The following is a 22,949-nucleotide window of genomic DNA, read 5'->3' on the forward strand; positions in this document are numbered from 1 at the left end:
AAATCTTCCCTTCGCCTTGCAGGTTCGTTATTGCGCAGGCTCTTCACCAAACCATTTTTTGAAAATGGTATTGTACGTGCCATCATCTTTCATGCCTTTGAGAGCATCATTCAGTGCTGCTACGAGTTCCGGATTGTCTTTACGAACAGCAATACCTGCCTGGTCACTCTTAATCGGTTCACCTACAGCTTTAATATTCAATCCGTTGGCATCCACAATCGGTTTCAGTGCATACATATTGTTAATTGTTGCGTCAATCCGACCAGCATTCAGATCTTTGAGTGAAGAGATGACATCGTCATAGGTTTTAATCGTGAAGTCTCCCACTTTTGGCAATACTTCATTGCGCAGATATGATTCATCATTTGTACCCAAACCTACGCCAATCGTTTTTCCTTTGAAGTCTTCCAGCTTGGTAATATCGTTATTATCTTCTTTTACAATAATTTTAACTTGGTTCGTAATATACGGATCACTGAAATCCAGTACTTTCTTACGATCATCGGTAATCGTCATCTGGCTGATAATGGCATCAAGCTTCTTCGCTTGCAGACTTGGTGTCAGACCGGAGAACTCCTGAGATACAAATTCAACTTCAACCCCAAGACGCTTCGCAACTTCACGTGCAATATCAGCATCGTAGCCGTCCATTTCTTTCTTATCGTTCAGGAAGTTGTACGGTGCGTATGTGCCCATCATGCCCACTTTGATAACGCCAGCCGACTTGATCTGCTCCAATTCATTACTTGCCTGTGCACCATTTGTGCTTCCATTGTCTGTTGCCTTACTTCCACAAGCACTAAGTACCAGCACGGTCATCAGCAGAATTGCTGTCAAAGACCAGCCTTTACGAGTTTTCGATCCATATGTTTTGTTCATTACGTTAACTTCCTCTCAGTCGTGTATTAATCTGGATGTACATTGGGTTACTTTATTGTGACTAAACCGCAGTTGTACCCATTATTCCCTGCTATTTGTTTAATCATGTGAATCTTACGAGCCTAATAGTCCGTAAAACTCAAAGCTTGCTGCCTCAGCTGCCAGCGATGAAGCTGTCATGGCTGAGAACTTGCTGTGCAACTCATCGGAACCGAACAACCAGCGTGTTATCATGCCTTCAATCATGCTTACCAATAGCGCTGCTCGAAGCGGTACATCCATGCCCTTAGGCAACATGCCGAGCTCGATGGCACGTTCCATATTGTGACGAAACGCAGTTTCCACAGCATTACGTGTCTCCTCGACCAGGCGTTGTACGGATTCTTCCGTCACGATGCCTTTGAGCAACAGTTCCATAAAATAGCGATTCTGCGCGGCAAACAAAAACAAGTCAGTGAACAGCCTTTCCGATGCTTTCACCATATCTTCTACCGATCCTGCATCCTTGCGGTACCCTTGTCCGATCGCCTCAAGCAACTCCTCCTTGCCCGTTAAGACAATCTCCGAAGCAATGGCTTCTTTACTCTTGAAGTGCCAGTAGAACGTCCCTTGCGCCACACCAGCCTCGCGGACGATATCGGAAATTTTCGTCTGATGGTAGCCTTGAGTTGCAAAACGCTCCATCGCTATGCGTATTATTTGGTCCCGCCGTTCTTCACCGGGTTCCAAACCGTTGATTTTGGTCATTCATGTAACCCTCCCGATTGATCAGTCAGTCAGTTAATTTATATCCTATGGGATAACTAGGTTTTTGTCAATATAGTTTTAAACAAATGGTTACAAGTATAAGTTGAAGTTGAGTGCATTTGTGATCATAATAGGTGATAGCCTTGTTCAAATGAACAGGCATGGTCAAGCAGGACAGCCTATGCTGTCACCTGCATTTCAAGGAGGAAGAGAATTGGATATTATATCATCCATTATTATGGGCATCATCGAAGGTTTGACAGAATTTTTGCCCGTATCCTCCACTGGACACATGATCCTGACTGCCCATTTGCTCGGTTTATCAGAGGACAACGAGTCAGTCAAAACGTTTGAGGTGGTTGTTCAACTCGGAGCTGTACTTGCTGTTGTAGTACTGTACTGGAACAAATTCATTGATATGTTCCGCTTCACTGGAGGGAGCAGACCTTACTCCCGCCGCCTCAATCTGGGACATATCTTCCTGGCGATGGTTCCTGCCGTAGTCATCGGACTTGTATTCCGCGACTGGATCAAAGCACATTTGTTTGGTCCGGAAACAGTGCTGTACAGCCTCGTTATAGGTGGTATATTGATGATCGTGGCCGAACGCTGGAGCCGTAAGAGTGAACGAATTACAACCCATGATGTTGACGATATCTCTTACAAACAGGCATTCACGGTGGGTATATTTCAGATCTTGGCATTGTGGCCAGGCTTCTCCCGTTCCGGGTCAACGATCTCAGGCGGTCTCATTGCAGGGGTAAGCCGTGTAGCCGCTGCGGAGTTCACATTCCTCGTGTCTGTACCAATTATGATTGGTGCTACGGGATATGACCTTTACAAAAGTATCGATCACCTGAACAGCAGTGATTTCCCAATCTTTGCGATTGGATTCATCGCTGCTTTCATCGTCGCCATGCTTGCGATCAAGACGTTCCTGTCCATTTTGAAAAAATTGAGCCTGACCGTCTTTGCTGTATATCGCTTTGTCTTGGCAGCCGTGTTCTTTATTATTTTGATGTAAGCATTACAACTCAAGTAAATAGAACGGCAAAATCAATGGCGGCCTCACTTTCCCTTGGGAAGTGAGGCCGCCATATTTTATATTCTGAGCTACGTTTCTGTTGCTTCACGATTCTGTAACGGCTTCAGAGACAGGAATATCTGTAATTAGAAGAAGTTTGACCCTTCATTACTTCCTTCTCTGCCGGATTGGATCATGGGTGATGCCGACTAGGTTTACTATGTATTATGGACATCCATATTTATGTTCACTTCTGAAATGCAGGCTGGCTAGTACCACTCTTTTACTTGAATGTTCCGGTGTTTCTTTCGACTCTTTAATCTCTCACGCAGATTATATCTATTCTCCTTTTGTTCCTGCAGCAGTTGTTTTACTCCAATCATCAACAATCGATATCTCCGGTCGTCATTGTGACTTAATTGGTGCATTTCCTCAAAAATTTCATTCTTCATATGGGTCTTGTTCACTCCAAATATTCAGTTTGTTCTCACAGTATACATGGGAGCACTGAACAAATTCTAAACAAGCGTTGTTTCTCCACTTCGAATGCAGATTTGAATACACATCATGCGTGCTGGAATGAAGCAGAAAAACCCTTCCTGTCGCGTGACAAGAAGAGGTTTCCTTAGCTAAGTTAATTAAACAAACTGCTGAGCCTTCGTTCGCTTAAACTTTGGATTCAAGCGTCTCCAGATACTCGGAGATTTGAGCAGGTGTTTTAGCCCATTTGCTATGCAGATGTGCGATTTTCTTGCCGTTCTGGAAGACGAGCAGGCTTGGAATCCCGCGTACACCATTCTCTTCGGCAAAAGGCTGGAACTTCTCTGCATCCAGGGCATAGAAGGTTTTGTCCGTATGTTGGTCGATAACATCCCCGATAAAACGATCCAGGTTTTTGCAATCCGGACACCAGGTTGTATCAAATTTAATGACGGTAAAACCATCAGAGTTGATTGTATCCAAATACTGCTGTTCACTTTGAATTCTTTCCATATGTCTTCTCTCCCTTTTATGTTCCTTTTTTGGCTGATCTTCATTGTACCTTGTATAGTTACAATTGAAAATAGGCTGTACCGAGTTAACGATGCTGCTTGTACAGATTAGCGGGACTAAGCTCTCGTATTTCCTGAATTTCCGCAGCGGTGAGTGCAGGCGAATTCGAAGCAGCCATATTGTGCAGCAACTGTTCTCTTGAACTGGCACCAGGGACAACAGCTGCTACGGCAGGATGGGATAATGCGTAGCGAATAGCCGTCTGAGCCATGCTCCGTTGATCCGTAACAAGACGACTTAGCCCTTGCCGAATGGTATATAGTTGCTCTGGTGTGTAGTCCAGATAACCTTTGTCTGCCTTGGCAGATCCAGAATCGGCTAGCACACCGCTAGCTACGGGCCCACGGGCAATTACACTGATCCCCTTTTGTTCCAATAAAGGCAGCACTTCTTCTTCCGCTCTGCGGTCAGCAATGCTGTACTGGTTCATCACACTGACGATGGATGCCCTCTTTACATACTCCCGAATCACATTGGGACGAATGGAGGAAATTCCGTAATATCGGATAAGTCCTTCCTTCTTCAGTTCCTCAAACGCTTCAATCGTCTCTTCGATGGGGTCGTCCAAGGTCCCGCCATGCAGCTGATACAGATCGATGTAATCGGTCTGCAGACGCTTCAGACTTTCATGTACAGCCTGCTTAATGTAGGCTTTGGACGGGTCCCATGACCAGCCCTCTTTGCCCGGCATACGACGATTACCTACTTTGGTCGCCACAATGACTTGGTCCCGACGCCCTTTAATAGCTTGTCCTACAATTTCCTCATTACGCCCTGCGTCGTACAGATCAGCAGTATCCAGCAGATTGACTCCATGATCCAGAGCCTCATGAATCAGGCCCATAGCATGCTCCATTTCAGTTCCAAGTGACATACATCCCAGCCCAATCTCAGACACCATCAGTTCGGATGTACCCAGACGATTTTTCTTCATATTGCATCTCCCTTCATACGTTCTGCAAGTATCCATTGTATCATTCTTGCTGACAAAAATCGCTTTACACACAAAAGCAATGGACTGCTTTTGATTGCACAAAAAAACCTGGAACGACTTCATCTCCAGGTTTCTCATGATCATCATTTTAATTCAACGATAAACGAACTATCGCAATCTATTTCACTTCCACGCGTGGTCTAGTTTTACTTGTTCCATTGGACGACGAATTGGAGTTTTTCATCATACCCGAGACAGTGCTAAACAACTTATCTCTTGCTTGTTTGTTCCTCATCAGATAAGTCACACCTGCGCCGATAGCCGTCATGATAATTCCTCTTCTTTTAGACATGTGCTTCTCCTCCTTCAGGATAAATGTACATCGTGTCTTGTTTGACAATTACCCTGTGGGAGCAAAACGAAACGAAGTGCAAGCTTGATCGCAGAAAAAAAGATGACCGCTGAATTAAAATTCAGCGGTCATCTTCACTTGCTCTGTTGAGGCATAAACGTTCACACACCCGTTTAATCAGATGGCGTTGCCACATGGGTCATCTCTTCATGTTTGTAGGTAGAACCATCGGCGGTCAGATAAAAGTGTCCGATGGGATGCAGATTTTCATCCAATTCGTAGACAAGCGGAATGCCTGTCGGGATATTGAGCGCCATCACGTCTGCTTCGGACAATTGGTCCAGATGCATGACGAGTGAACGGAGCGTGTTCCCATGCGCAGAGATCAGCACCCTTTTGCCAGCAGACACCATCGGTTTAATCTCCGCATTCCAGTAGTCCAGTACACGCTTCGAAGTATCCATCAGGTTCTCCGTAAAAGGAATGGTACATCCGAGCCGCTTGTACTTGTCCAGATCCTGCACATAACGGTCATCCGTTTCGTCCAGTGCCGGGGGAGATACGTTCACGGATCGTCTCCATTCCTTTACTTGGTCTTCCCCATACTTCAGAGCCGTCTGCTGTTTGTTCAGTCCTTGCAGCGCACCATAATGGCGTTCATTCAGCTTCCAAGTCTTCGTAATGGGAATCCACATGAGGTCCATTTCATCCAGCGCAATATCGAGTGTTCGGATAGAACGTTTCAGCACGGATGCATAGGCGTAATCAAAATCAAATCCCTGTTCCTTCATGATCTTCCCTGCTTTGCGAGCTTCTCCGTAACCATCCGTCGTCAGATCCACATCTGTCCATCCGGTAAAACGATTCTCTACATTCCACATGCTCTGTCCATGGCGAATCAAAACAACTCTGTACATAAACGTGAACCCTCCTTCCATGGAAACATTACCCGCAGGTCAAACTAATTAGCACAGTGAAACGTTCATTACATTAATAATATGGTGCCATCATGAGATATACCACAACACCTGTAGAACTGACGTACAGCCAGATTGGCATCGTCCAACGTGCGATTTTGCGGTGTTTTTTCAATTGATTCGTCCAACCCCAGACAAGTGTGAACAATGCCAATGGAACAATCAGGGCTGCCAGTATACTATGGGTAATCAGAATGAAGAAATAGATCGAACGAATGATGCCCTCGCCGCCGTATTTGGACGTCTCTGGTGAGAGGTAATGGAACGTCAGATAGGTCACAAGGAATAACAGTGTCGTTGAGAATGCAGCAAGAATAAATCGTTTGTGCAGCTTCACATTCCGCTTGATAATAGCAATAAGCGCTGCGAGCAGGAAGATGAAGGTAAAGCTGTTAAACACGGCATTAAACCGCGGCAACACCGTAATATCAAAGGTTACATCACCTTTGTAACCAATCGATGGTGCGAAGAACAATAATAAAATAATGACATTAGCGAGAATGGAAATGGTGATAATGATGCCTGCGAAATTTTTATTACTCGTCGGGGATGGAATGTTCGGCTCCCCTTTGTTATTTTTGCCCAATGCAAAATCCTCCTCATATCCTAACTTCTATGTTCTATATCATTATATCTCGGCAATTCCGGGCTGTTAAGTGACAACACTCTGAACAAAAACCTTAGTACTACATGATAAAATGCCCCTTTACGGCTATTTTCAATCAAATCCAAACCAGCTCCCATTTACCCAAGTCCATATTTGTGGTATAATTAATGCAATTAATCACATACGCGTTGAAACTGGAGGAGCCTGTCACCAAGGGCCCCTCTTTGTCTTTTTCAGGCACAGAACGGCACTTTTCCTAATGCCTTTCTGTGCCTTTTTGTCTTTTTTAAGCTGAGAATGGATCGCCCTTGGGCTGGTTAACCTATAGACGCTACTACTGGAGGGGAGTAAACCTATGGAATTTATTTTGGTTCTTGCACTTATTTTAATCTTTACCAAACTTGCTGGTGATCTATCCGTAAGATTGGGTCAACCATCGGTTTTAGGAAAGCTGATTGTGGGTGTCGTCCTCGGGCCTGCAATTCTCGGTTGGGTTCAGCAAAGTGATTTTGTGCATTATATGGCTGAGATCGGGGTATTGCTGTTAATGTTCATTGCCGGACTTGAAACCGATCTGGAGCAATTAAAGAAAAACTGGAAGGCGGCCTTTGCCGTAGCAGTCGGCGGTATTATTTTGCCTTTTATCGGAGGATACGGTTCCGCCATGGCCTTTGGTATGTCACAGACACACGCGCTGTTCTTTGGACTTTTATTCTGTGCCACTTCCGTCAGCATTTCGGTTCAGACACTGAAAGACATGGATCAACTCAGCTCTCGTGAGGGTACAACAATCCTTGGAGCAGCTGTCGTTGATGATGTTCTGGTCGTTGTCATTCTTGCCGTTATGATGAGCTTGCTGGGTACTGGTGGAGGAGACACTTCGATCTCCTTGCTTATTGGTAAAAAGCTGTTGTTCTTTGTGATCATCATCGCTGCCAGCTGGTTCCTTGTTCCACGCATCATGAAGTGGATGGCACCACTGAAAGTAACCGAGACCGTCATTACTGCGGGATTAATTATTTGTTTTGGCTTCTCGTACTTTGCAGAGTGGATGGGTGTTGCTGGAATCATTGGAGCATTTGCCGCGGGTATCGCCATCTCCCAAACCAACTTCAAACATGAAGTCGAAACCAAACTGGAACCGATCGCCTACGGAATTTTTGTTCCAGTGTTCTTTGTAAGTATTGGCTTAAATGTCACCTTTGATGGTGTGGGTTCACAAATTTGGTTTATTGTTGTTATCAGTCTTATCGCTATTATTACCAAACTTGTCGGTGGTGGAGCTGGTGCACGACTGACCGGATTTAATATGACATCTTCACTGGCCATTGGTTCAGGAATGATATCAAGAGGTGAAGTTGCTCTCATTATCGCTTCAACGGGACTTGCTTCCGGATTACTTGATCCGGAATACTTCACGAGCGTTGTGATCATGGTCATTGTGACTACACTGGTTACTCCACCACTCCTCAAAATCACCTTTGCACGCAAAAAAGGGGAAAAACAAGTCGAACGAGGAATTGAAGAATCTCATTTAAGTGGTTAAGGGCATGTCACCGTTCAAAACTTAACAGTCCGCTTTGATCCATTTTCCCTTCAACGCGAAGGTTGGAAATGGTCGGAGCGGCTTTTTGTATTTTCACATGACAACCTGAAGCCCTGTTCACGTTCGTTTTATTTTATTTTTAGAGGAGATGAAGACGATGAGCATTGATTTTGATGAGGCTTACGAAGTCTGGATGCACTCCCTTTTGGAGGAAGAAACGAACCCTAGAGTGCTGTCCAGACTGGAAAATGGACTTGAACATGGCACATTGGAATTTTTGCGTTCAGTCTGGTTTCCGTTGATGAAAAACTTTAACCATTTGCAACCCGAATGGGAAGTTCGAGACTTTCATAACGGCTATCGATATCTGGATCTTGCATACATGCCAGGTAACGGCGTTAAGGCAGGTATTGAAATCCAAGGATACGGGCCACATGCCCGTGATCTGGATGTACGGCGTTTTAAAGATTTATGCTGGCGGAATTGTCTGCTAACGCTGGATGATTGGATTTTTCTGCCGATCACTTATATCTCCATTAAGGATGAACCGAAACGGTGCCAGCAGCTTGTGCTGTCTTTTATGGGAAAATTCATTGCTACGGACGTTCCGACATCCTTAAATTGGCTAGAAGCCGAGGCTGTTCGTTATGCCAGACGCATCATCCGTCCATTCGCCCCCTCGGAACTAGCAACACACCTGCGAATCACGGATCAGCATGCTCGAAGAGTTCTTCACAGCCTGATTGATCAACAAGTATTACTTGAAATAGCTTGCGGGCTAGTTTACAGCTCCAAGGGTAAGTTGCTTGTAGTCGATTAAATTACTTAGAATGAGGTCTCCTACCATATATAGAAAAACAAAAAAAGACCACCTTACACTCAAGAGGTCTTCGATCTTTGCCTGTTGTTGCAACAGGCTGTCCCATTTTAAGTTAGTACACCGACATAAAAACCAATGGAGATAAAGGCAACACACCATACAAAAGCACCAATGCCCGATACGAGGACGTACCTGCCGATGGCCATCTTGCTAATTCCGGAGAAACAACACATCAGATGACGAATGCCTGGAATGAAGTAACCCAGGATGATGGACCAATATCCATATTTGAGAAACCACGACTCCACCCTGCTGAATCGTTTGGCATTGACGCCGACCCACTTGCCGTATTTTTCAACCAGCGGCCTGCCCGCCTTCTTGCCGATCATGTAGCTGAGCAATCCGCCGGTAAATGCCCCACCGAAACTGACGGCGATGGATACGGAGTAATTCAATACCGAGATGGAGGCGAGATATCCGACAAAAGTCATCATCACCTCATCCGGAATCGGCATGCCAATAACGCCAAGAGCCAGTAGTCCGTATATTGCGAAATAACCATATTGACCAATAAATTCTTTTGCAAATTCCATACTGACTCGCTCCTTATTTCGGTTCCACAATATCCTTCTCATGTGAGGCTAACACTTGTTTTAGAGACGGGAATCGGATTTGGCTCACCATGAGACCGGATAATACAATAATGACAAGATAGGCTACACCCTGTGTGAAATAAGGACTCCAGAGTGCGAAAAAGGACATCAGACCTCCGGCAAATGTAATCGGCATCCCTACAAAACCACTGCTTCCTGTCTTCTGACAGTTATAACGGGCCAGACGCAAAGCACCACAAACCGGAAACAATGCAGTCAGGGCCATCCCCAGCACACTCACTTCAAGCATGGAATTCAGGTACAGAATCAGCACGGGTGCTGTTCCGAATGAAACTACATCCGCAAGTGAGTCCAGGGACTTGCCGAACTCACCCTCACAATGCAATTTACGAGCCGCATACCCGTCAAACAGATCAAAGAACATCGCTACCCATATCATCATCACAGCCAGGGCAAATTCACCATGAATAGCCATAATAACTGCCAACATGCCTGAACTCAGATTCCCCAAGGTTAAAATCGATGGTAAAGACTTCATAAGATTTGACTCCCTTTCGTACTAGGCTTTAGGAAAAATAATATAAAAACGGACTCCATCCGGTGTATTCTCCACTCCATAACTGCACCCATGCAGATCAAGAATCTGCTTCGCAATGGCCAGACCAAGCCCGGTCCCCCCCATTTTACGATTACGTGAGCGCTCTACCCGATAGAACCTCTCCCATATATACTGCCGCTCAGCTTCAGCTATCTGCTCGCCCTTGTTCTCAATGGAAATATGGACAAAACCTTCACGCCTGCTAATCTCAATAGTTATATCGGTATGTGGTATCGCATGACGTATAGCATTCATCATGATATTGAAAATAACTTGCTCCAGCTTGCTTCGGTCACCCTCAACCGTCTGTTCTGTTGTGGATACAAGCACCACATCCAATCCTTTGTCCTTCAGTTGCGGACCCAGACGGCCGGCGATATCTTCAATCATGTCAGCAAGTGCAACAGCATCCGTATTCAATTGAACCGCTGAGGATTCCAGTCGCACCAGATCCAGCATCTCTTCAACCATCGTTTCCATTTTGATCGCCTCATCGGCAATGATCTCAATGTAACGCTCCCGTTTGCTCTCACTCACGCCATCCTTCAGCCCTTCAGAATATCCCTTAATAATGCTGATTGGCGTCTTAAGTTCATGTGATGCATCGGCAAAAAACTTGCGCTGACGCTGTTCAATCTCCTGTTTCATTTCCATATCTGTACGCATCTGCGTGTTGGCCTGCCTCAGTTCTTCCAGTGTCTGACCCAAAGTTCCCGACAAGGCATTGAGGCTATTAGACAGACTGCCGATTTCATCATTACGCCGGATGGGTGATTTCACCGTAAAATCCAGCGTAGACATCTTCTTGGCGACATGGTTCAAGGCCAAGAGCGGCTTCGTTACAATTCGGGACAGGAGTAACGCCAGCAACAGAATCAATATAAATGCCCCTATGCCGAAATACGCATAGAACAAACGGGTTGCCTCATTCGCTTCCCTCATCTCCTGTAGAGAGGTGAGCGAGAAGATCAGTTGTTGCTCGGGTCCGGAACGATGCGCTGGAGCAATGGTGATGACATTGCGAACACCGCTCCAGCTATCCATCCACTCTTCATTGAGCATTTTGCCATTCGCCAAGGCCAGTTGGTCTTCGGTGGACAAAGGGAACCGGCTATCCAGTGCTTGCACCAGCAGGCCCTGCCTCTGACTCCACGTTGCCAGATTGGGAAGAACTACCTCAGTCAATACGCCAGACCATTCCTTTACCGGTTCAATTGATTCCTGAAAGCTTTCTGTTCCCCATGCGGCAGAAGTGGCATCCTGGATTTTGAATGGATAGACCATGGACTCGCTGGCCGGACCTCTCACCGTCAGTTCTTGCCCATATTTCAGATGGGATGTAATCCAGCCAGCATTCTCACTATTGATAAACAAGGACAAGGACACCTTCACGTGACTTCCATCTTCCTGAAGCAACGTAATGTGGAACGGGTCATTAACCAGTCTTCCGGTATTCGTCAGAATGACCAGATGTGACTGATTCTGACGCATGAATTTCCCGGTCTCCTTGGCTAGCTGTAAATCACTCCAATGTCCATTGGAATATTGCTGTTCGAACTTGGACAGCTTTTTCTTCATACTGCTGACCTTTTGATGCTGATAGAAGTCGGGGAACCAGACCAACTGGGCAAAAACCGTCGTACCATATAGAAGAACCAGACATCCTGCCATGACCAGGAAAAGCTTCATCGTTACGCCATTTCTTCTCATGCTTCTGCCTCGAAACGATATCCAGTGCCAATCACCGTCCGGATACACTTGGCTTCATCACCCAATTTGCTGCGCAACTTCTTGATGTGAGTATCCACAACACGTGAGTCACCTTCAAAATCAAATCCCCAGATCCGATTCAAAATGGCATCCCGGGACAACACAATGCCTGCATTACGTACCAAATAAAGCAACAGATCATATTCCTTTGGTGCAAGTTCCACTTCAATTCCGTCCTTCTCCAGGCGTCTGGCCCATGGATCAAGGGTTACCTGTCCGAAGCGAATCACACCCTGCTCTCGTCCAATTGCACCTTCAACACGCTTCATTAATGTCTCTGCACGTGCAACCAGCACACGTGGACTAAACGGCTTGGTAACGTAATCGTCTACGCCCAGCTGAAATCCATGAATTTTATCGTCATCCTCGGACCGTGCAGTCAGCATGATAATAGGTACGGTGGATTGGGATCGAATATGCCCACATAACGTCCATCCATCCATTTCAGGCATCAAAACATCCAGAATAACCAGATCCACCTCATGCAGAGCCAACAGTTCCAGTGCCTGTACTCCATGTTCTGCTTCTATGACGTTCCATTGTTCTTTTATGAAATAATCGGCCACAATCTCACGAATGCGGCTTTCATCTTCCACCAGAAGCACTGTTCTGATCATGGCCGACTCTCCTTTTTAGATTTCTGATGTTAACATACCTATTCCATGTGTCGTTCATGTGTCCATACATGTTTTGGAATGCTCCCATGATATATACGATTAATATAAGCCAAAAGTTACTAATTTTTATAAAAATTCGCATGAAAAAGAAGCCATCAACGAGCAAGTTCCTGCTCATTGACAGCTACTTGAATGAAATCGAAGTGTGTTATCCAGAATTGATGCGCTACTGCGCGCTCCCTGGTAACACTTAGCGTTGTTGCTCCAGACGGTGTGCCACATGCAGTGTCGGACCAACAAAACGGTTCAGCGGGAATCCGCCAGCAATCGCTTTGGTCACAAAGGCTTTACCTTCACGAACAGCCTCTTTCACTGAAAGACCACGAGCCAATCCAGCGGTAATCGCCGCAGACGTCGTGCAGCCCGCACCATGCGTATATCCGGAGCCGACAACATCGGCTTCAAACCATTCGTAGTTGGTTCCATCATAGAGTAGATCCATTGCTTTACCAGGGCTAATGACACCTCTGTCCTTGATCAGGACATGTTTCGAGCCATGGGCATGAATTGCTGCTGCCGCTGCTTCCATCTGTTCCTTGGAGCGAATCGGTCCACTCTTCGCCAGTTGGGATGCTTCGAACAGATTAGGGGTAACCAGATCAGCACCTGGCAACAGGAATTCGATCATCGCTTCCGTATTTTCCGGTTGCAGCACTTCGTCTGTACCTTTGCAAACCATTACCGGATCGATAACGATCTGTGGCAGACCGCTGCGGCGAATATGTTTTGCTACCAGTTCAATAATATCTACAGAACCGAGCATACCTGTCTTCATGGCATCGAAACCGATACCGTCCAGAACAGTGCGAAGCTGCGCTTCAACTACATTTAAATCAACAGGAAAGACCTGGTGATCCCATGTTTCGGGCTCCATTGCCACAACCGTAGTCAGTACGGTCATGCCATACACACCCAGCTCCTGAAAAGTTTTCAAATCAGCTTGAATACCTGCACCGCCGCTCGTGTCCGAACCAGCTATTGTTAATGTTTTTGGAATCGTCATGGTAGTTGCATTCTCCTTCGTGTCTCAGTTGACATTATCCTATCCCTTGTACGAGCGGATGTCAATGGCATCTGAAGCCATACAGAGCATGGTTTTCCGAATGTTTCAGTTCACATCTTTTGTCTCCAGACGAACCATGGACATTGAAGCAATCCATATCCCTACTGCTCCAAGGGTCAGAGGGATAATAATAAGCGAATGAATGGAAACTTCCGACCCGTTGAAGCCAGAGCAGACAATCAAAACCAGCAAAATGGACGAGACCATCGTAGTGGTAACAGAATGCTTACGCATACCGAAGAATAGGGGAATGAGTGCCATACATGCAGCCGATAGAGAACTCATACTGTACTTCACCAGAAGTCCCAATATATCCTGATTTGTCAATGATCCGGGAATGAAGGAGTAGAAATGATTAACAATCAACAACAGTGAACCCATCAACAGATCGGTAACCATAATCATCACAAATGTAAAACCAAACACGATAATCAATTTTGCAGCAATGATTTTATGACGCTGGATGGGATAGGTGAACATGACGTTCATCGTTTTATTTCTATACTCACTGATCACCAGCTTGGATATTAAAGCTCCGGCAAATATGATAAAGGTCGCTCTCACAAATGTATCGATAATCATAAAGGCGGTCTGGTAATCGGCATAGGCATAATCTTCTGCTCCCACATCCACGAATCCAATCATGATCAGGAAAAGAAGAATGGCTAAACTGGCAATACCTGCACCTGCAAAATTACGTGCAAAGCGGTGCTTCCGCATCTCAAGTCTGATGAGTTTAAGCAACGTCTTCATCCCCTTTCACAAGCTTCATGAAGTGTTCTTCCAGGGAATGAGCCCGTTTGGATATCGATTCGATCTCAATACCATGCTGAATCAGCTTGGTGGTTAATTCCGATGGAATAATTCCCGGATCATAGATGCGTAACGTTTGGTCATCAACCAGTTTATAATTACTCAAACCAAGCTGATGTTCAATGACATAGGTCGCTTTGCGGATATCTACTGCCTGTAACTCGATGTACTCATTTTGACTTCCACGAATGCTCTCCATCGATACCTCTTCCACCAAACGACCGCCGCGAATGACACCAACCGTGTCCGCAATCTGCTCTATCTCACCAAGAATGTGACTGGAGACCAACAGGGTGATCCGATACTCATTACTAAGTCGCTTGAACAAATCTCGCATTTCCCGGATCCCTACCGGATCCAATCCATTAATCGGTTCATCCAGAATGAGCAGTTCAGGTGTGGTTATGAGTGCACGAGCCAATCCCAGCCTTTGCTTCATGCCCAAGGAGAAGTCTTTGATCGGTTTCTTGCCCGTATCCTTCAGCCCTACCATTTCCATCGTGTTGTCGATGATCTTTTTGTTGTAGAATCCCATGTATTCACAGTGAAGCTCCAGATTCTCGCGAGCAGACAACCTATCGTAGAAAAAAGGATATTCAATAATACTGCCCATTCGCTTCAGCACTTCATAGGAGGTCGGCGTAAGCTTCTCCCCAAACAGTTCAATCTCTCCTGTGGTTGGTTTGACGAGATTGGTGAGCATCTTCATGATGGTTGTTTTACCTGCACCATTCGGACCGAGGAATCCATAGATCTCACCTTGCTTAATATTCATATTGACGTTGGATACAACCTCCACCCCTTCATATACTTTCGTCACATCTATTGTTCTTGCGATATAATTCATCGTCTTGTTCTCCTTTACGTCCCCTGTCCGGGTTCCTATATCTATATTGTAAAGAGAAAAGTCTTCTTTTTTATTAATCAAATCTTACAAAAACCTTAAGTCTGACCGGACACGCCAACGCAGGGTCTACCGAGCCTTTAAATTAACCGAAAATACAGTCCGTTGATGTGGCACACTATGCAAGTGAATACTTCCACCCATCCGCTCAATTAGCCGTTTCGTAATGGTCAGACCCAGGCCGCTGCCTTGATAGAGTCGATTGCGGGAATCCTCCAGTGTATACATGCGTTCAAACACACGACTATGCTCGCTCTCCGGAATCCCTTTTCCCTGGTCCCAGATCTGTACCGTCACAGGTCCACCTATCGAATGATCCAGTGAAAGCCCCAGTACCTTACCCTCTGCCCCGTATTTCATTCCATTGGTGATGAGATTATCCAGCACACGGTCCAATGCTTCTTCATTCGCTTGCACGAAGATATCCCCATCAGGTATCTCCAGCTCCACGTGCAACCCAAGATTCGTCAACATTTCATAAAAGGAAAGCATCTTCAACCGGCATAATTCGCTGATATTCACTCGACTAAGCACCAGTTCCGTATCTCCAGATTCCAGCTTCGCCAGATCAAAAAAGGAATGGATCAAACGCAGCACTTCCTGCGCCTTATCCTGTATTTTCTCCGTCATCATCTTCCGTTCCTGATCGGTCAATGATGGGCTGTGCAGCAAGGTCTCACTATAACCCAGCACTACCGTGAGTGGCGTTTTCAGATCATGCGAAATGTTGGAGAGCATATTACGCATCTCCTTCTCCTGGTTCGCATACCCTGCTTTGGCGCGGTGCGCATGATCCAGCAGCTGGTTCATGTCTTTCAGAAGCTCACTGACTTGATCATCACTATTGAATACGAGCAAGCGCTCAAAGGTGCCTTGGTCCAGAATTGCGGATATTTTCTGATGAATATAGGACAGGTGTTGGTTTCTTTTCCGGAATTTCAACCACAATACAATGAAGGCAATGGCCAGAATACCCGTCGTGATGGCAAAAATCAGTGTCATCCCTGCTCCGCCTCCAGCTTATACCCGATGCCCCAGAGTGTCTTGATATACTGGGGAGCCGAAGGATCTGCCTCCAGTTTCTCACGCAGACGACGCATATGTACGTTAATGATATTTTCGTCTCCATAATAATGATCGTTCCAGACGGAAGCGTAGATCTGTGCCTTGGTGAACACTTTGCCAGGATGGGTAACCAACAGCTTCAGAATTCCAAATTCCTTGGATGTCAGCTTGACGGGTGTACCATCACGCTCCACCTCGTACGTCTCCATGTCAACTACGAGTCCTCCTATGTGAATACGCTGATCTGTAGCCACTTCAGCCACAGACGGAGTCGTATAATTGGCGCGGCGAATCGCAGCTTTGATGCGGGCAGTCAGTTCGATTAATGAGAACGGTTTGCTCAAGTAATCATCTGCGCCGAAGCCCAGGCCTAACGCTTTGTCCACCTCCCCATCCTTTGCAGACAGAATGAGCACAGGTACCAGACTGGCTGCCCGAATGGTTTGCAGCACATCCATCCCATTTTTGAGGGGCAGCATCAGATCCAGAATAACCAGATCATACCCGGGCTGTGACTGGCTGAACTGACGTTCTGCCTCTAAGCCGTCATATGCATAAGTGACGTCGTAGCCCTCTTTTTCCAAGTATGGCCCGACCATCTCACTAATTGAACGATCATCTTCAACAAGCAACAAGCGGTGACTTAACACATGTTTCCCTCCAACAAGAACAGTTTTCTTTATTACCTCACAGTTTGTTTGAATTGGCAATGACATACGAAAAAACCTGACAGGATCAACACTTTGACATCAAGTGTGTTTCCTGCCAGGTCTATGAGAGTCTATAGATGAATGCTGTGCGTCTAATCTCTGTATCCGTTCTCGCTGTGTATCCAGCACAGTCCAATGGTTCCTGCACCTGCATGGATACTTACCACAGGGATAAACGGCATGATTTCGGTCTTTAATCTAGGCAGCAGAGCTGCAATCTGTTTTTTGATTGTAACAGCTTCTTCCTGATTGTTGGCATGCATAATGCACACATGCTTTACTTTCTCCATATCCAGCTTGAGCATATCGAGCATGCGCTCTTTTGTCCGCTTGAACGTGCGGATCTTCTCATTCACAACCACTTTGCCCTCTTCAAATCGAAGCAGCAGATGGATCTTGAGCAGTTGACTGATGATCAGCTGTGTACCCGACACCCGTCCACTGCGATGAAGATGCTGAAGACTGGCAGGTATGAGGTAAAAGGACATGTTATCAATCATCTGTTCAATGTTTACTTTGATCTCGGCAGCTGAACATCCCTGCTTCTGCCATTCCAGTCCTTGCATAATCATCTCACGGTGAGGATAGGCACCTGCTTTTGAATCAATTGCGGTCACCGTCACTCCTGCAATCTCTGCAGCCTGCATGGACGTATGCAGCGTTCCGCTAAGCTCTGTAGAGCAATGAATCGTAATAATCTCATCGTACTTGTCTTTGAGCGACTCATACAGTTCAATGAATTCGCCAATAGGTGGCTGCGAACTGCTCGCACGTGAAGCCTCCGCAAGTTTCTCATAGAACATTTCAGATGTAATGTCATCGGTCTCCCGGTAACATTCCTCTCCAAATACGATGCGCAGCGGTACGATATAGATATGATTTTGCTCCGCAAAAACGGGATCCAGTGTACTGGTACTATCGGTGACCCATGCAATTTTCTTCATGACATCCTTCTCTCTTGCCGGATTGTTCATTCTGTATCCTAATCGTCAAGAACAAGCCCGGCGGTTTATTTAAAATTTGAATATTTCACATTGTAAACGTTTGCGATATTACCTCTCAATTATAAAGGAACGGACAGACCGTTGTCTTGTGGCGCAATCATGAACACCCCTGTTAATACCATTATTAGCTAAAAAAATGTCTTGCCTGTGAAGGAATAAATTGGTATGCTGTTGTCCTTCTCTCTTTTTCGCCTTGACTGAAGTGAACGGAAACGCCGTTCAATCCACTTATCGGAGGTGTCACATGCTTTATTTCACTCTGGCTTCCAAAGCCTACTCCCGGAATCTGCAATACCGCGGGGCACACATGGTACATAACTTGGCAAGCGCCATGTTTGGTTACATGTATGCCTGTCTCTGGATCGGCATCGGGGCCGACCATACTCTCGGAGAATACGGGACACAGGGGATGATCAGTTACATTGCGTTCACGCAATCCTCTCTCTGGATCTCGGGTTTTCTCACGAACGGATTGGGTATTCCCTTATCCGTCAGGACAGGGCAGATCGCACTGGATCTGATGAGGCCTGTTCATCTATTCACCCACCTGATGGCACGCGAATGGGGGCAGATTGCCTACCAGTTTGTGTACAAAAGCATTCCGATCTACCTGCTCTTCTCCATTGTCTTTTCCCTGCATTGGCCCTCAGACGTTTCAACACTATTCTATGCCGCACTTGGTCTAGCCGGCGCTGCATACCTATCCATCTGCATGAACTACATCATTGGTGCCACGTCGATGTGGACCACGGAGTCCTCCTGGCTTCACTGGGGCAATCACGCGATGATGAATCTGCTGGCTGGTTTTTTCATTCCGCTGGAGTGGCTACCGAACTGGCTTGAACAACTTGCCTGGATATCACCCTACCCTTTCCTGCTCTATGTACCAACCCGGATCTATCTTGGTTTCGAAGATGGCTCCTTGTTATGGGGAACCTTGCTTTGGTGTGTCTTCATGACGTTGATCTGTCTTGCGATCACTCAAGTGTTACGTCGTAAAGTGGAGGTGCAGGGCGGATGAAACGGACTTCCTGGTTCAATTTATATAAAATGCTCATTCGAACAAGCATCCGCAGCCGGATGCAATACAAGTTTAATTTCATCATGGCATCCGTACTCGCCGCTTTAATTCAAATCTCCGAGTTTCTGATGGTTGCTCTCGTGCTGCACAAATTCGGAGCAATTAAAGGCTGGTCCCTCCATGAGATCGGTTATCTCTTTGCCATCATGACGTTATCCAAAACACTGTATCGCACATTCGGCAATGAGGTTCACCATCTGGAAAAATATCTGGTTAATGGCGAGCTTGACCAACTGTTAACTCGTCCCATGCCCGTATTGCTCGCACTGCTGCCGCAAAACTTCCGCATCATGGCTGGGGAAGTCCTGCAAGGCGGATTCATTCTCTGCTGGTCAATGGCAGGCATGATGCATAGCGGACAGATTGGCTGGATAGCCATTCCCTTCTCCCTTTTCATTATCCTGACGGGTGCAGTCATTCTGTTTTCCATCGGACTTGCTACCGCCACACTCGGATTCTGGACCACACGTATTGAGGAATTACAGACGATCACTGAAGATGCAGCACGAACGGCTGCCCAATATCCGCTAACGTTATATCCCAAATGGATGTCTGGCATTCTGCTAACGGTCATTCCGGTAGGATTCGTCAACTACATTCCATCACTTTACCTGCTACGGGGTGAAGGAGGAGCGTGGATTCTTGTTGCTGTTGCGGCGGTTGCCGCACTGAGCTTGGCTGCAAGTCTGCGTTTCTGGCAATTCGGCATGACCAAATATCAAAGTACAGGTAGCTAAGGAGGCGGTACGAATCATGAACATGATCACAGCAAGGCATCTGCAAAAGGAATTCAAAACTCCTGTTATTCGCGAAGGACGTTTCTCCGGTCTACGTACGTTATTTTCACGTGAATATGTGTTCAAGGAAGCGGTACGCGATATCAGTTTTGATATCGGCCCAGGGGAATTTGTGGGCTACATCGGTCCGAACGGAGCTGGCAAGTCTACCACGATCAAAATGCTGACAGGTATCCTTCACCCAACCTCGGGTGAGGTACGACTTGGTGGTATGAACCCGCATCAAGACAGACGCAGAACCGTTGGTCGACTGGGCGTTGTGTTTGGACAGCGCAGTCAGCTCTGGTGGGATCTGCCTGTGAAAGATTCATATGATATTCTGGCCGAGATGTACGGCGTCCGTGCCGAGGACAAAAAGAGACGGCTGTCCCAGTTCGCTGAGCTGCTGGACCTTGAATCGTTCTGGGCCACGCCTGTCCGCAAGCTCTCGCTTGGACAACGCATGCGTGCAGATCTCGCAGCTTCCATGCTGCATGATCCCGAACTGCTTTTTCTCGATGAACCAACAATTGGACTGGATGTGAACGCAAAGCGGAATATTCGTCAATTTCTACGTACACTAAATGAAACGTTTGGCAAAACGATTTTGCTGACCACCCATGACATGGACGACATTGAACAGTTATGCAGCCGGGTCATGGTAATTAACCATGGTCAACTAACATATGACGGCACGATCTCGTCACTTCGCGAAACCATCGGACTACCTACGCTGATTCGGGTAACATTCCGGGGAGCGTTTCATATCCCGGATGTTGTGTCGTCCGCGATACATATTACTGGAGTGGAAGGACAGATTGTCACCGTCGAAGTGAACCGGAAGGAATGGAGCACAATGGACATTCTGAAACAGTTGGAGCACTGGGGTCAGATCGAAGATGTAGAGATGAAAGAACCGGATTTCGAAGATATCATTCATCGGGTGTATTAGTCGGCCCATTTTGTGAGGAAATAGGATGAAGACCTGTTCTTACGCCGTTACATGAAAGAGGGACATGGCGTACTGTAATAACGGAGGTGAAGTGTCATGCTTGTAACCAAACATGTCCTTGCAGCATCCAGCGCACACGCTACTCCCTACTTCATCGTACGTGGCATGATGCCGGGACCCGTGATGTTCATTACATCCGGGGTTCACGGGAATGAAACGGCGAGTATGGCCGCTGCGCAAAAACTCGCAGATGATATTGCGACAGGTCGTCACGCCATTCAGCGAGGGCTGTTAATTATCGTGCCACGCGTGAACCAGCAAGCCTACGCTAAGAAAATCAGAGGCAAGCCAGATTTGAATCGTACGTTTCCACGTCGTATGTCAGGCAAGGCCAAGCATCCGCTCGCTGCGGCAGTTTTTCAGCTGGCGCGTGAACATCGGGCCGACTGGTGGCTTGATCTGCATGAAGCCAACGGCCTGTCTCAACTGAGTTCACGAGTGCTTGGACAGACGTTGATCACCAATCCCGGCAGTCGGACAATTCCAGCTTGCAGAAGAGTTATCGAACGGATGAATCGGTCGATTGCCATTCGTAATCGTCATTTTAACCTCAAACAGCATGAATTGCCGGGATCTGCCCGTACAGCGGCTTCAAGACTATTACAAGCCCGTTCCGTCACGGTGGAGACCTGTTGGAGTCTGAAACGCTCAACCCGTATCAAGTATCAGACGAAGATTGTGCACCATTTTCTGCGTGAAGCGGGTATGTCATGATCAAGACGATTAAGATAGAACTAAAAGAAACCTCGAACAGAAAGCGCCCGAAGTACATCCCCAGGTGTTCTCTGTTCGAGGTGTTTTTTTATCTCTGCATCATGGCTTCCAGTATTTTATTACCCACAGGGTCTAGCGGCATGAGTGGATAAAGGTCTTTTTTAGTTATAAACTTGAATATCGTATCCAGATACTCATCCACAATAGAGGCTGATCCAAAACAATAATTGGACAATAATACGACCCCTATACTCTGTTCCTTATTTATAGCCAAATAACTGGAGAAACCAAATGTGCCACCGTTATGCCAGAGAATATTCTGATCTAACAGCTTCTCCTTATGCCATCCTAAATATAAGTCCGAGTCTCCAATCATTATAGGAACATGACTTTTTTGTATTGCAGAGGCTATCGGATGATCATCATTAAGGTTGGCCTGAACAAATAAACTCATATCGTGAACCGATGACTTGATCGCCCCAGCCCCTGCATGTACACTAAGATCCCAGTGAGGGACTTTTTTCCCCGTTGACGTATGTCCATCCACAAATCTGTCATTCTGTTCTGCATTCAGCATAACAGCTGTCTCCGTCATGTTTAATGGACCTGTGATATATTTTTTCAGCAGATCTTCATATGTACTTCCTGATACTTTACATAGGATATAACCCAGTAAGCCCACGCCGGTATTAGAATACTCAAATGAACCCATCTGATCCGTAAAGTCAGCATCCGCTAAAAAAGCAAGTAAATCATCCTCGGTATAATCTGAATACGGATTCAATCGGTTTTTCGTGGGGTTGAGATTTGTGGCAAGTCTAGGTAATCCAGAGGTATGCGTCGCAAGACTTTTTAAGGTAACCTTATTCAAATAATCGTTTTTACCATTGTGTATGTACCTGCCAACCGTGTCATCCGTGGAAAGCTGCTGTTGACGTTCCAATTCTAATAGAAGGATAGATGTAAAAAGTTTGGTGACAGAGCCGATTTCGAACAACCTATGTTCAGCAGTAGCAACGCTCTTCTTTTTGGGATTGCCCAATGAATGATATTCGATATCTTCCTTTGTAATAACGCCAATCTCAAGATGCAGATGTTTCTTTCCTTTGATGTAATCGGATACAAAACCTTGTAAATCCCTCATAGAAAATGTTACTCCTTTTGTTGGTGTGAATTTCATTATTGAAACCACGTTAACCACCATTATGT

The 22,949-nt window shown here is 46.1% G+C and carries 25 protein-coding genes; 7 read left to right on the top strand and 18 right to left on the bottom strand.

All coding sequences use genetic code 11. The features are described 5' to 3' along the window. Positions 1–27 precede the first annotated feature (27 nt). Together ACE04G_RS19005 and ACE04G_RS19010 are read right to left on the bottom strand one after the other, a co-directional pair. The gene (locus tag ACE04G_RS19005) at positions 28–879 is read right to left on the bottom strand and encodes a substrate-binding periplasmic protein (protein ID WP_221820733.1); all 852 of its coding nucleotides are present in this window, start codon (positions 877–879) and stop codon (positions 28–30) included. A gap of 114 nt (positions 880–993) precedes the next feature. Next, positions 994–1,626, bottom strand: a complete 633-nt coding sequence (locus tag ACE04G_RS19010; protein ID WP_221820732.1) for a TetR/AcrR family transcriptional regulator — start codon at positions 1,624–1,626, stop codon at positions 994–996. Between the two features lie 181 nt (positions 1,627–1,807). Here ACE04G_RS19010 and bacA point away from each other — a divergent pair, with 181 nt between their 5' ends. Next, positions 1,808–2,650 (top strand): undecaprenyl-diphosphate phosphatase, encoded by an 843-nt coding sequence (gene bacA / locus ACE04G_RS19015; protein ID WP_339185456.1) that lies wholly within the window; start codon positions 1,808–1,810, stop codon positions 2,648–2,650. Between the two features lie 666 nt (positions 2,651–3,316). Here the strand turns inward: bacA and ACE04G_RS19020 are convergent. From ACE04G_RS19020 to ACE04G_RS19040, 5 genes are all read right to left on the bottom strand, one after another. Next, positions 3,317–3,643 (bottom strand): thioredoxin family protein, encoded by a 327-nt coding sequence (locus ACE04G_RS19020; RefSeq protein ID WP_017692202.1) that lies wholly within the window; start codon positions 3,641–3,643, stop codon positions 3,317–3,319. Positions 3,644–3,728: 85 nt separating this feature from the next. Beyond that, positions 3,729–4,637: an aldo/keto reductase gene (locus ACE04G_RS19025; RefSeq protein WP_221820730.1), complete on the bottom strand. Its 909-nt coding sequence runs from the start codon at positions 4,635–4,637 to the stop codon at positions 3,729–3,731. Positions 4,638–4,815: 178 nt separating this feature from the next. Beyond that, positions 4,816–4,989, bottom strand: coding sequence for a hypothetical protein (locus ACE04G_RS19030; RefSeq protein ID WP_179088546.1), 174 nt, complete (start codon positions 4,987–4,989; stop codon positions 4,816–4,818). A 173-nt stretch (positions 4,990–5,162) separates the two neighbouring features. Continuing rightward, positions 5,163–5,906, bottom strand: a complete 744-nt coding sequence (gene gpmA, locus ACE04G_RS19035) for a 2,3-diphosphoglycerate-dependent phosphoglycerate mutase (RefSeq protein ID WP_221820727.1) — start codon at positions 5,904–5,906, stop codon at positions 5,163–5,165. Positions 5,907–5,979: 73 nt separating this feature from the next. Continuing rightward, positions 5,980–6,552, bottom strand: coding sequence for a DUF420 domain-containing protein (locus tag ACE04G_RS19040; RefSeq protein WP_017692198.1), 573 nt, complete (start codon positions 6,550–6,552; stop codon positions 5,980–5,982). Between the two features lie 376 nt (positions 6,553–6,928). On the opposite strand from ACE04G_RS19040, the gene ACE04G_RS19045 reads away from it, so the two are divergent. Both ACE04G_RS19045 and ACE04G_RS19050 read left to right on the top strand, forming a co-directional pair. After that, positions 6,929–8,119 carry a cation:proton antiporter gene (locus ACE04G_RS19045; protein WP_221820726.1) on the top strand — a complete coding sequence of 397 codons (1,191 nt, stop codon included), beginning with the start codon at positions 6,929–6,931 and terminating at the stop codon, positions 8,117–8,119. 157 nt (positions 8,120–8,276) lie between these two features. Beyond that, positions 8,277–8,939, top strand: coding sequence for a transcriptional regulator (locus ACE04G_RS19050; protein ID WP_221820724.1), 663 nt, complete (start codon positions 8,277–8,279; stop codon positions 8,937–8,939). Between the two features lie 107 nt (positions 8,940–9,046). Here ACE04G_RS19050 and ACE04G_RS19055 read toward each other — a convergent pair whose 3' ends face one another. The 10 genes from ACE04G_RS19055 to ACE04G_RS19100 form a co-directional block, all read right to left on the bottom strand. Continuing rightward, positions 9,047–9,532 carry a DedA family protein gene (locus ACE04G_RS19055; RefSeq protein WP_221820722.1) on the bottom strand — a complete coding sequence of 162 codons (486 nt, stop codon included), beginning with the start codon at positions 9,530–9,532 and terminating at the stop codon, positions 9,047–9,049. Between the two features lie 13 nt (positions 9,533–9,545). Continuing rightward, positions 9,546–10,091 (bottom strand): CDP-diacylglycerol--serine O-phosphatidyltransferase, encoded by a 546-nt coding sequence (gene pssA, locus ACE04G_RS19060; RefSeq protein WP_221820721.1) that lies wholly within the window; start codon positions 10,089–10,091, stop codon positions 9,546–9,548. 21 nt (positions 10,092–10,112) lie between these two features. Further along, complete coding sequence (locus ACE04G_RS19065; RefSeq protein WP_221820720.1) at positions 10,113–11,861, bottom strand: sensor histidine kinase; 1,749 nt, start codon at positions 11,859–11,861, stop codon at positions 10,113–10,115. Next, positions 11,858–12,538 (bottom strand): response regulator transcription factor, encoded by a 681-nt coding sequence (locus ACE04G_RS19070; protein WP_221820719.1) that lies wholly within the window; start codon positions 12,536–12,538, stop codon positions 11,858–11,860. Before ACE04G_RS19070 ends, ACE04G_RS19065 begins: the two co-directional genes overlap by 4 nt. 250 nt (positions 12,539–12,788) lie before the next feature. Beyond that, the gene (thiD, locus tag ACE04G_RS19075) at positions 12,789–13,601 is read right to left on the bottom strand and encodes a bifunctional hydroxymethylpyrimidine kinase/phosphomethylpyrimidine kinase (protein WP_221820716.1); all 813 of its coding nucleotides are present in this window, start codon (positions 13,599–13,601) and stop codon (positions 12,789–12,791) included. A gap of 105 nt (positions 13,602–13,706) precedes the next feature. After that, entirely contained in the window at positions 13,707–14,405 is a 699-nt protein-coding gene (locus ACE04G_RS19080) for an ABC transporter permease (RefSeq protein ID WP_339305678.1), read from the bottom strand. After that, positions 14,398–15,321, bottom strand: coding sequence for an ABC transporter ATP-binding protein (locus ACE04G_RS19085; protein WP_221820711.1), 924 nt, complete (start codon positions 15,319–15,321; stop codon positions 14,398–14,400). The genes ACE04G_RS19080 and ACE04G_RS19085 overlap by 8 nt, the downstream gene beginning before the upstream one ends. Positions 15,322–15,447: 126 nt before the next feature. Beyond that, entirely contained in the window at positions 15,448–16,380 is a 933-nt protein-coding gene (locus ACE04G_RS19090) for a sensor histidine kinase (RefSeq protein WP_221820708.1), read from the bottom strand. Next, positions 16,377–17,042, bottom strand: coding sequence for a winged helix-turn-helix domain-containing protein (locus ACE04G_RS19095; protein WP_397376254.1), 666 nt, complete (start codon positions 17,040–17,042; stop codon positions 16,377–16,379). Before ACE04G_RS19095 ends, ACE04G_RS19090 begins: the two co-directional genes overlap by 4 nt. A gap of 203 nt (positions 17,043–17,245) precedes the next feature. Beyond that, positions 17,246–18,097, bottom strand: coding sequence for a DegV family protein (locus ACE04G_RS19100; protein ID WP_076212843.1), 852 nt, complete (start codon positions 18,095–18,097; stop codon positions 17,246–17,248). 304 nt (positions 18,098–18,401) lie between these two features. On the opposite strand from ACE04G_RS19100, the gene ACE04G_RS19105 reads away from it, so the two are divergent. From ACE04G_RS19105 to ACE04G_RS19120, 4 genes are all read left to right on the top strand, one after another. Next, entirely contained in the window at positions 18,402–19,178 is a 777-nt protein-coding gene (locus tag ACE04G_RS19105) for an ABC transporter permease (protein WP_036606839.1), read from the top strand. Continuing rightward, positions 19,175–19,975: an ABC transporter permease gene (locus ACE04G_RS19110; RefSeq protein ID WP_221820707.1), complete on the top strand. Its 801-nt coding sequence runs from the start codon at positions 19,175–19,177 to the stop codon at positions 19,973–19,975. Before ACE04G_RS19105 ends, ACE04G_RS19110 begins: the two co-directional genes overlap by 4 nt. Positions 19,976–19,997: 22 nt before the next feature. Beyond that, on the top strand, positions 19,998–20,966 hold the full coding sequence (locus ACE04G_RS19115) for an ABC transporter ATP-binding protein (RefSeq protein WP_221820845.1): 969 nt from the start codon (positions 19,998–20,000) through the stop codon (positions 20,964–20,966). Between the two features lie 96 nt (positions 20,967–21,062). Then, entirely contained in the window at positions 21,063–21,740 is a 678-nt protein-coding gene (locus ACE04G_RS19120) for a succinylglutamate desuccinylase/aspartoacylase family protein (protein ID WP_076212848.1), read from the top strand. A gap of 88 nt (positions 21,741–21,828) precedes the next feature. Here the strand turns inward: ACE04G_RS19120 and ACE04G_RS19125 are convergent, their stop codons facing one another. Continuing rightward, positions 21,829–22,884 (bottom strand): serine hydrolase domain-containing protein, encoded by a 1,056-nt coding sequence (locus ACE04G_RS19125; RefSeq protein WP_221820705.1) that lies wholly within the window; start codon positions 22,882–22,884, stop codon positions 21,829–21,831. Positions 22,885–22,949 lie beyond the last annotated feature (65 nt).

Source organism: Paenibacillus sp. AGC31, assembly GCF_057334655.1.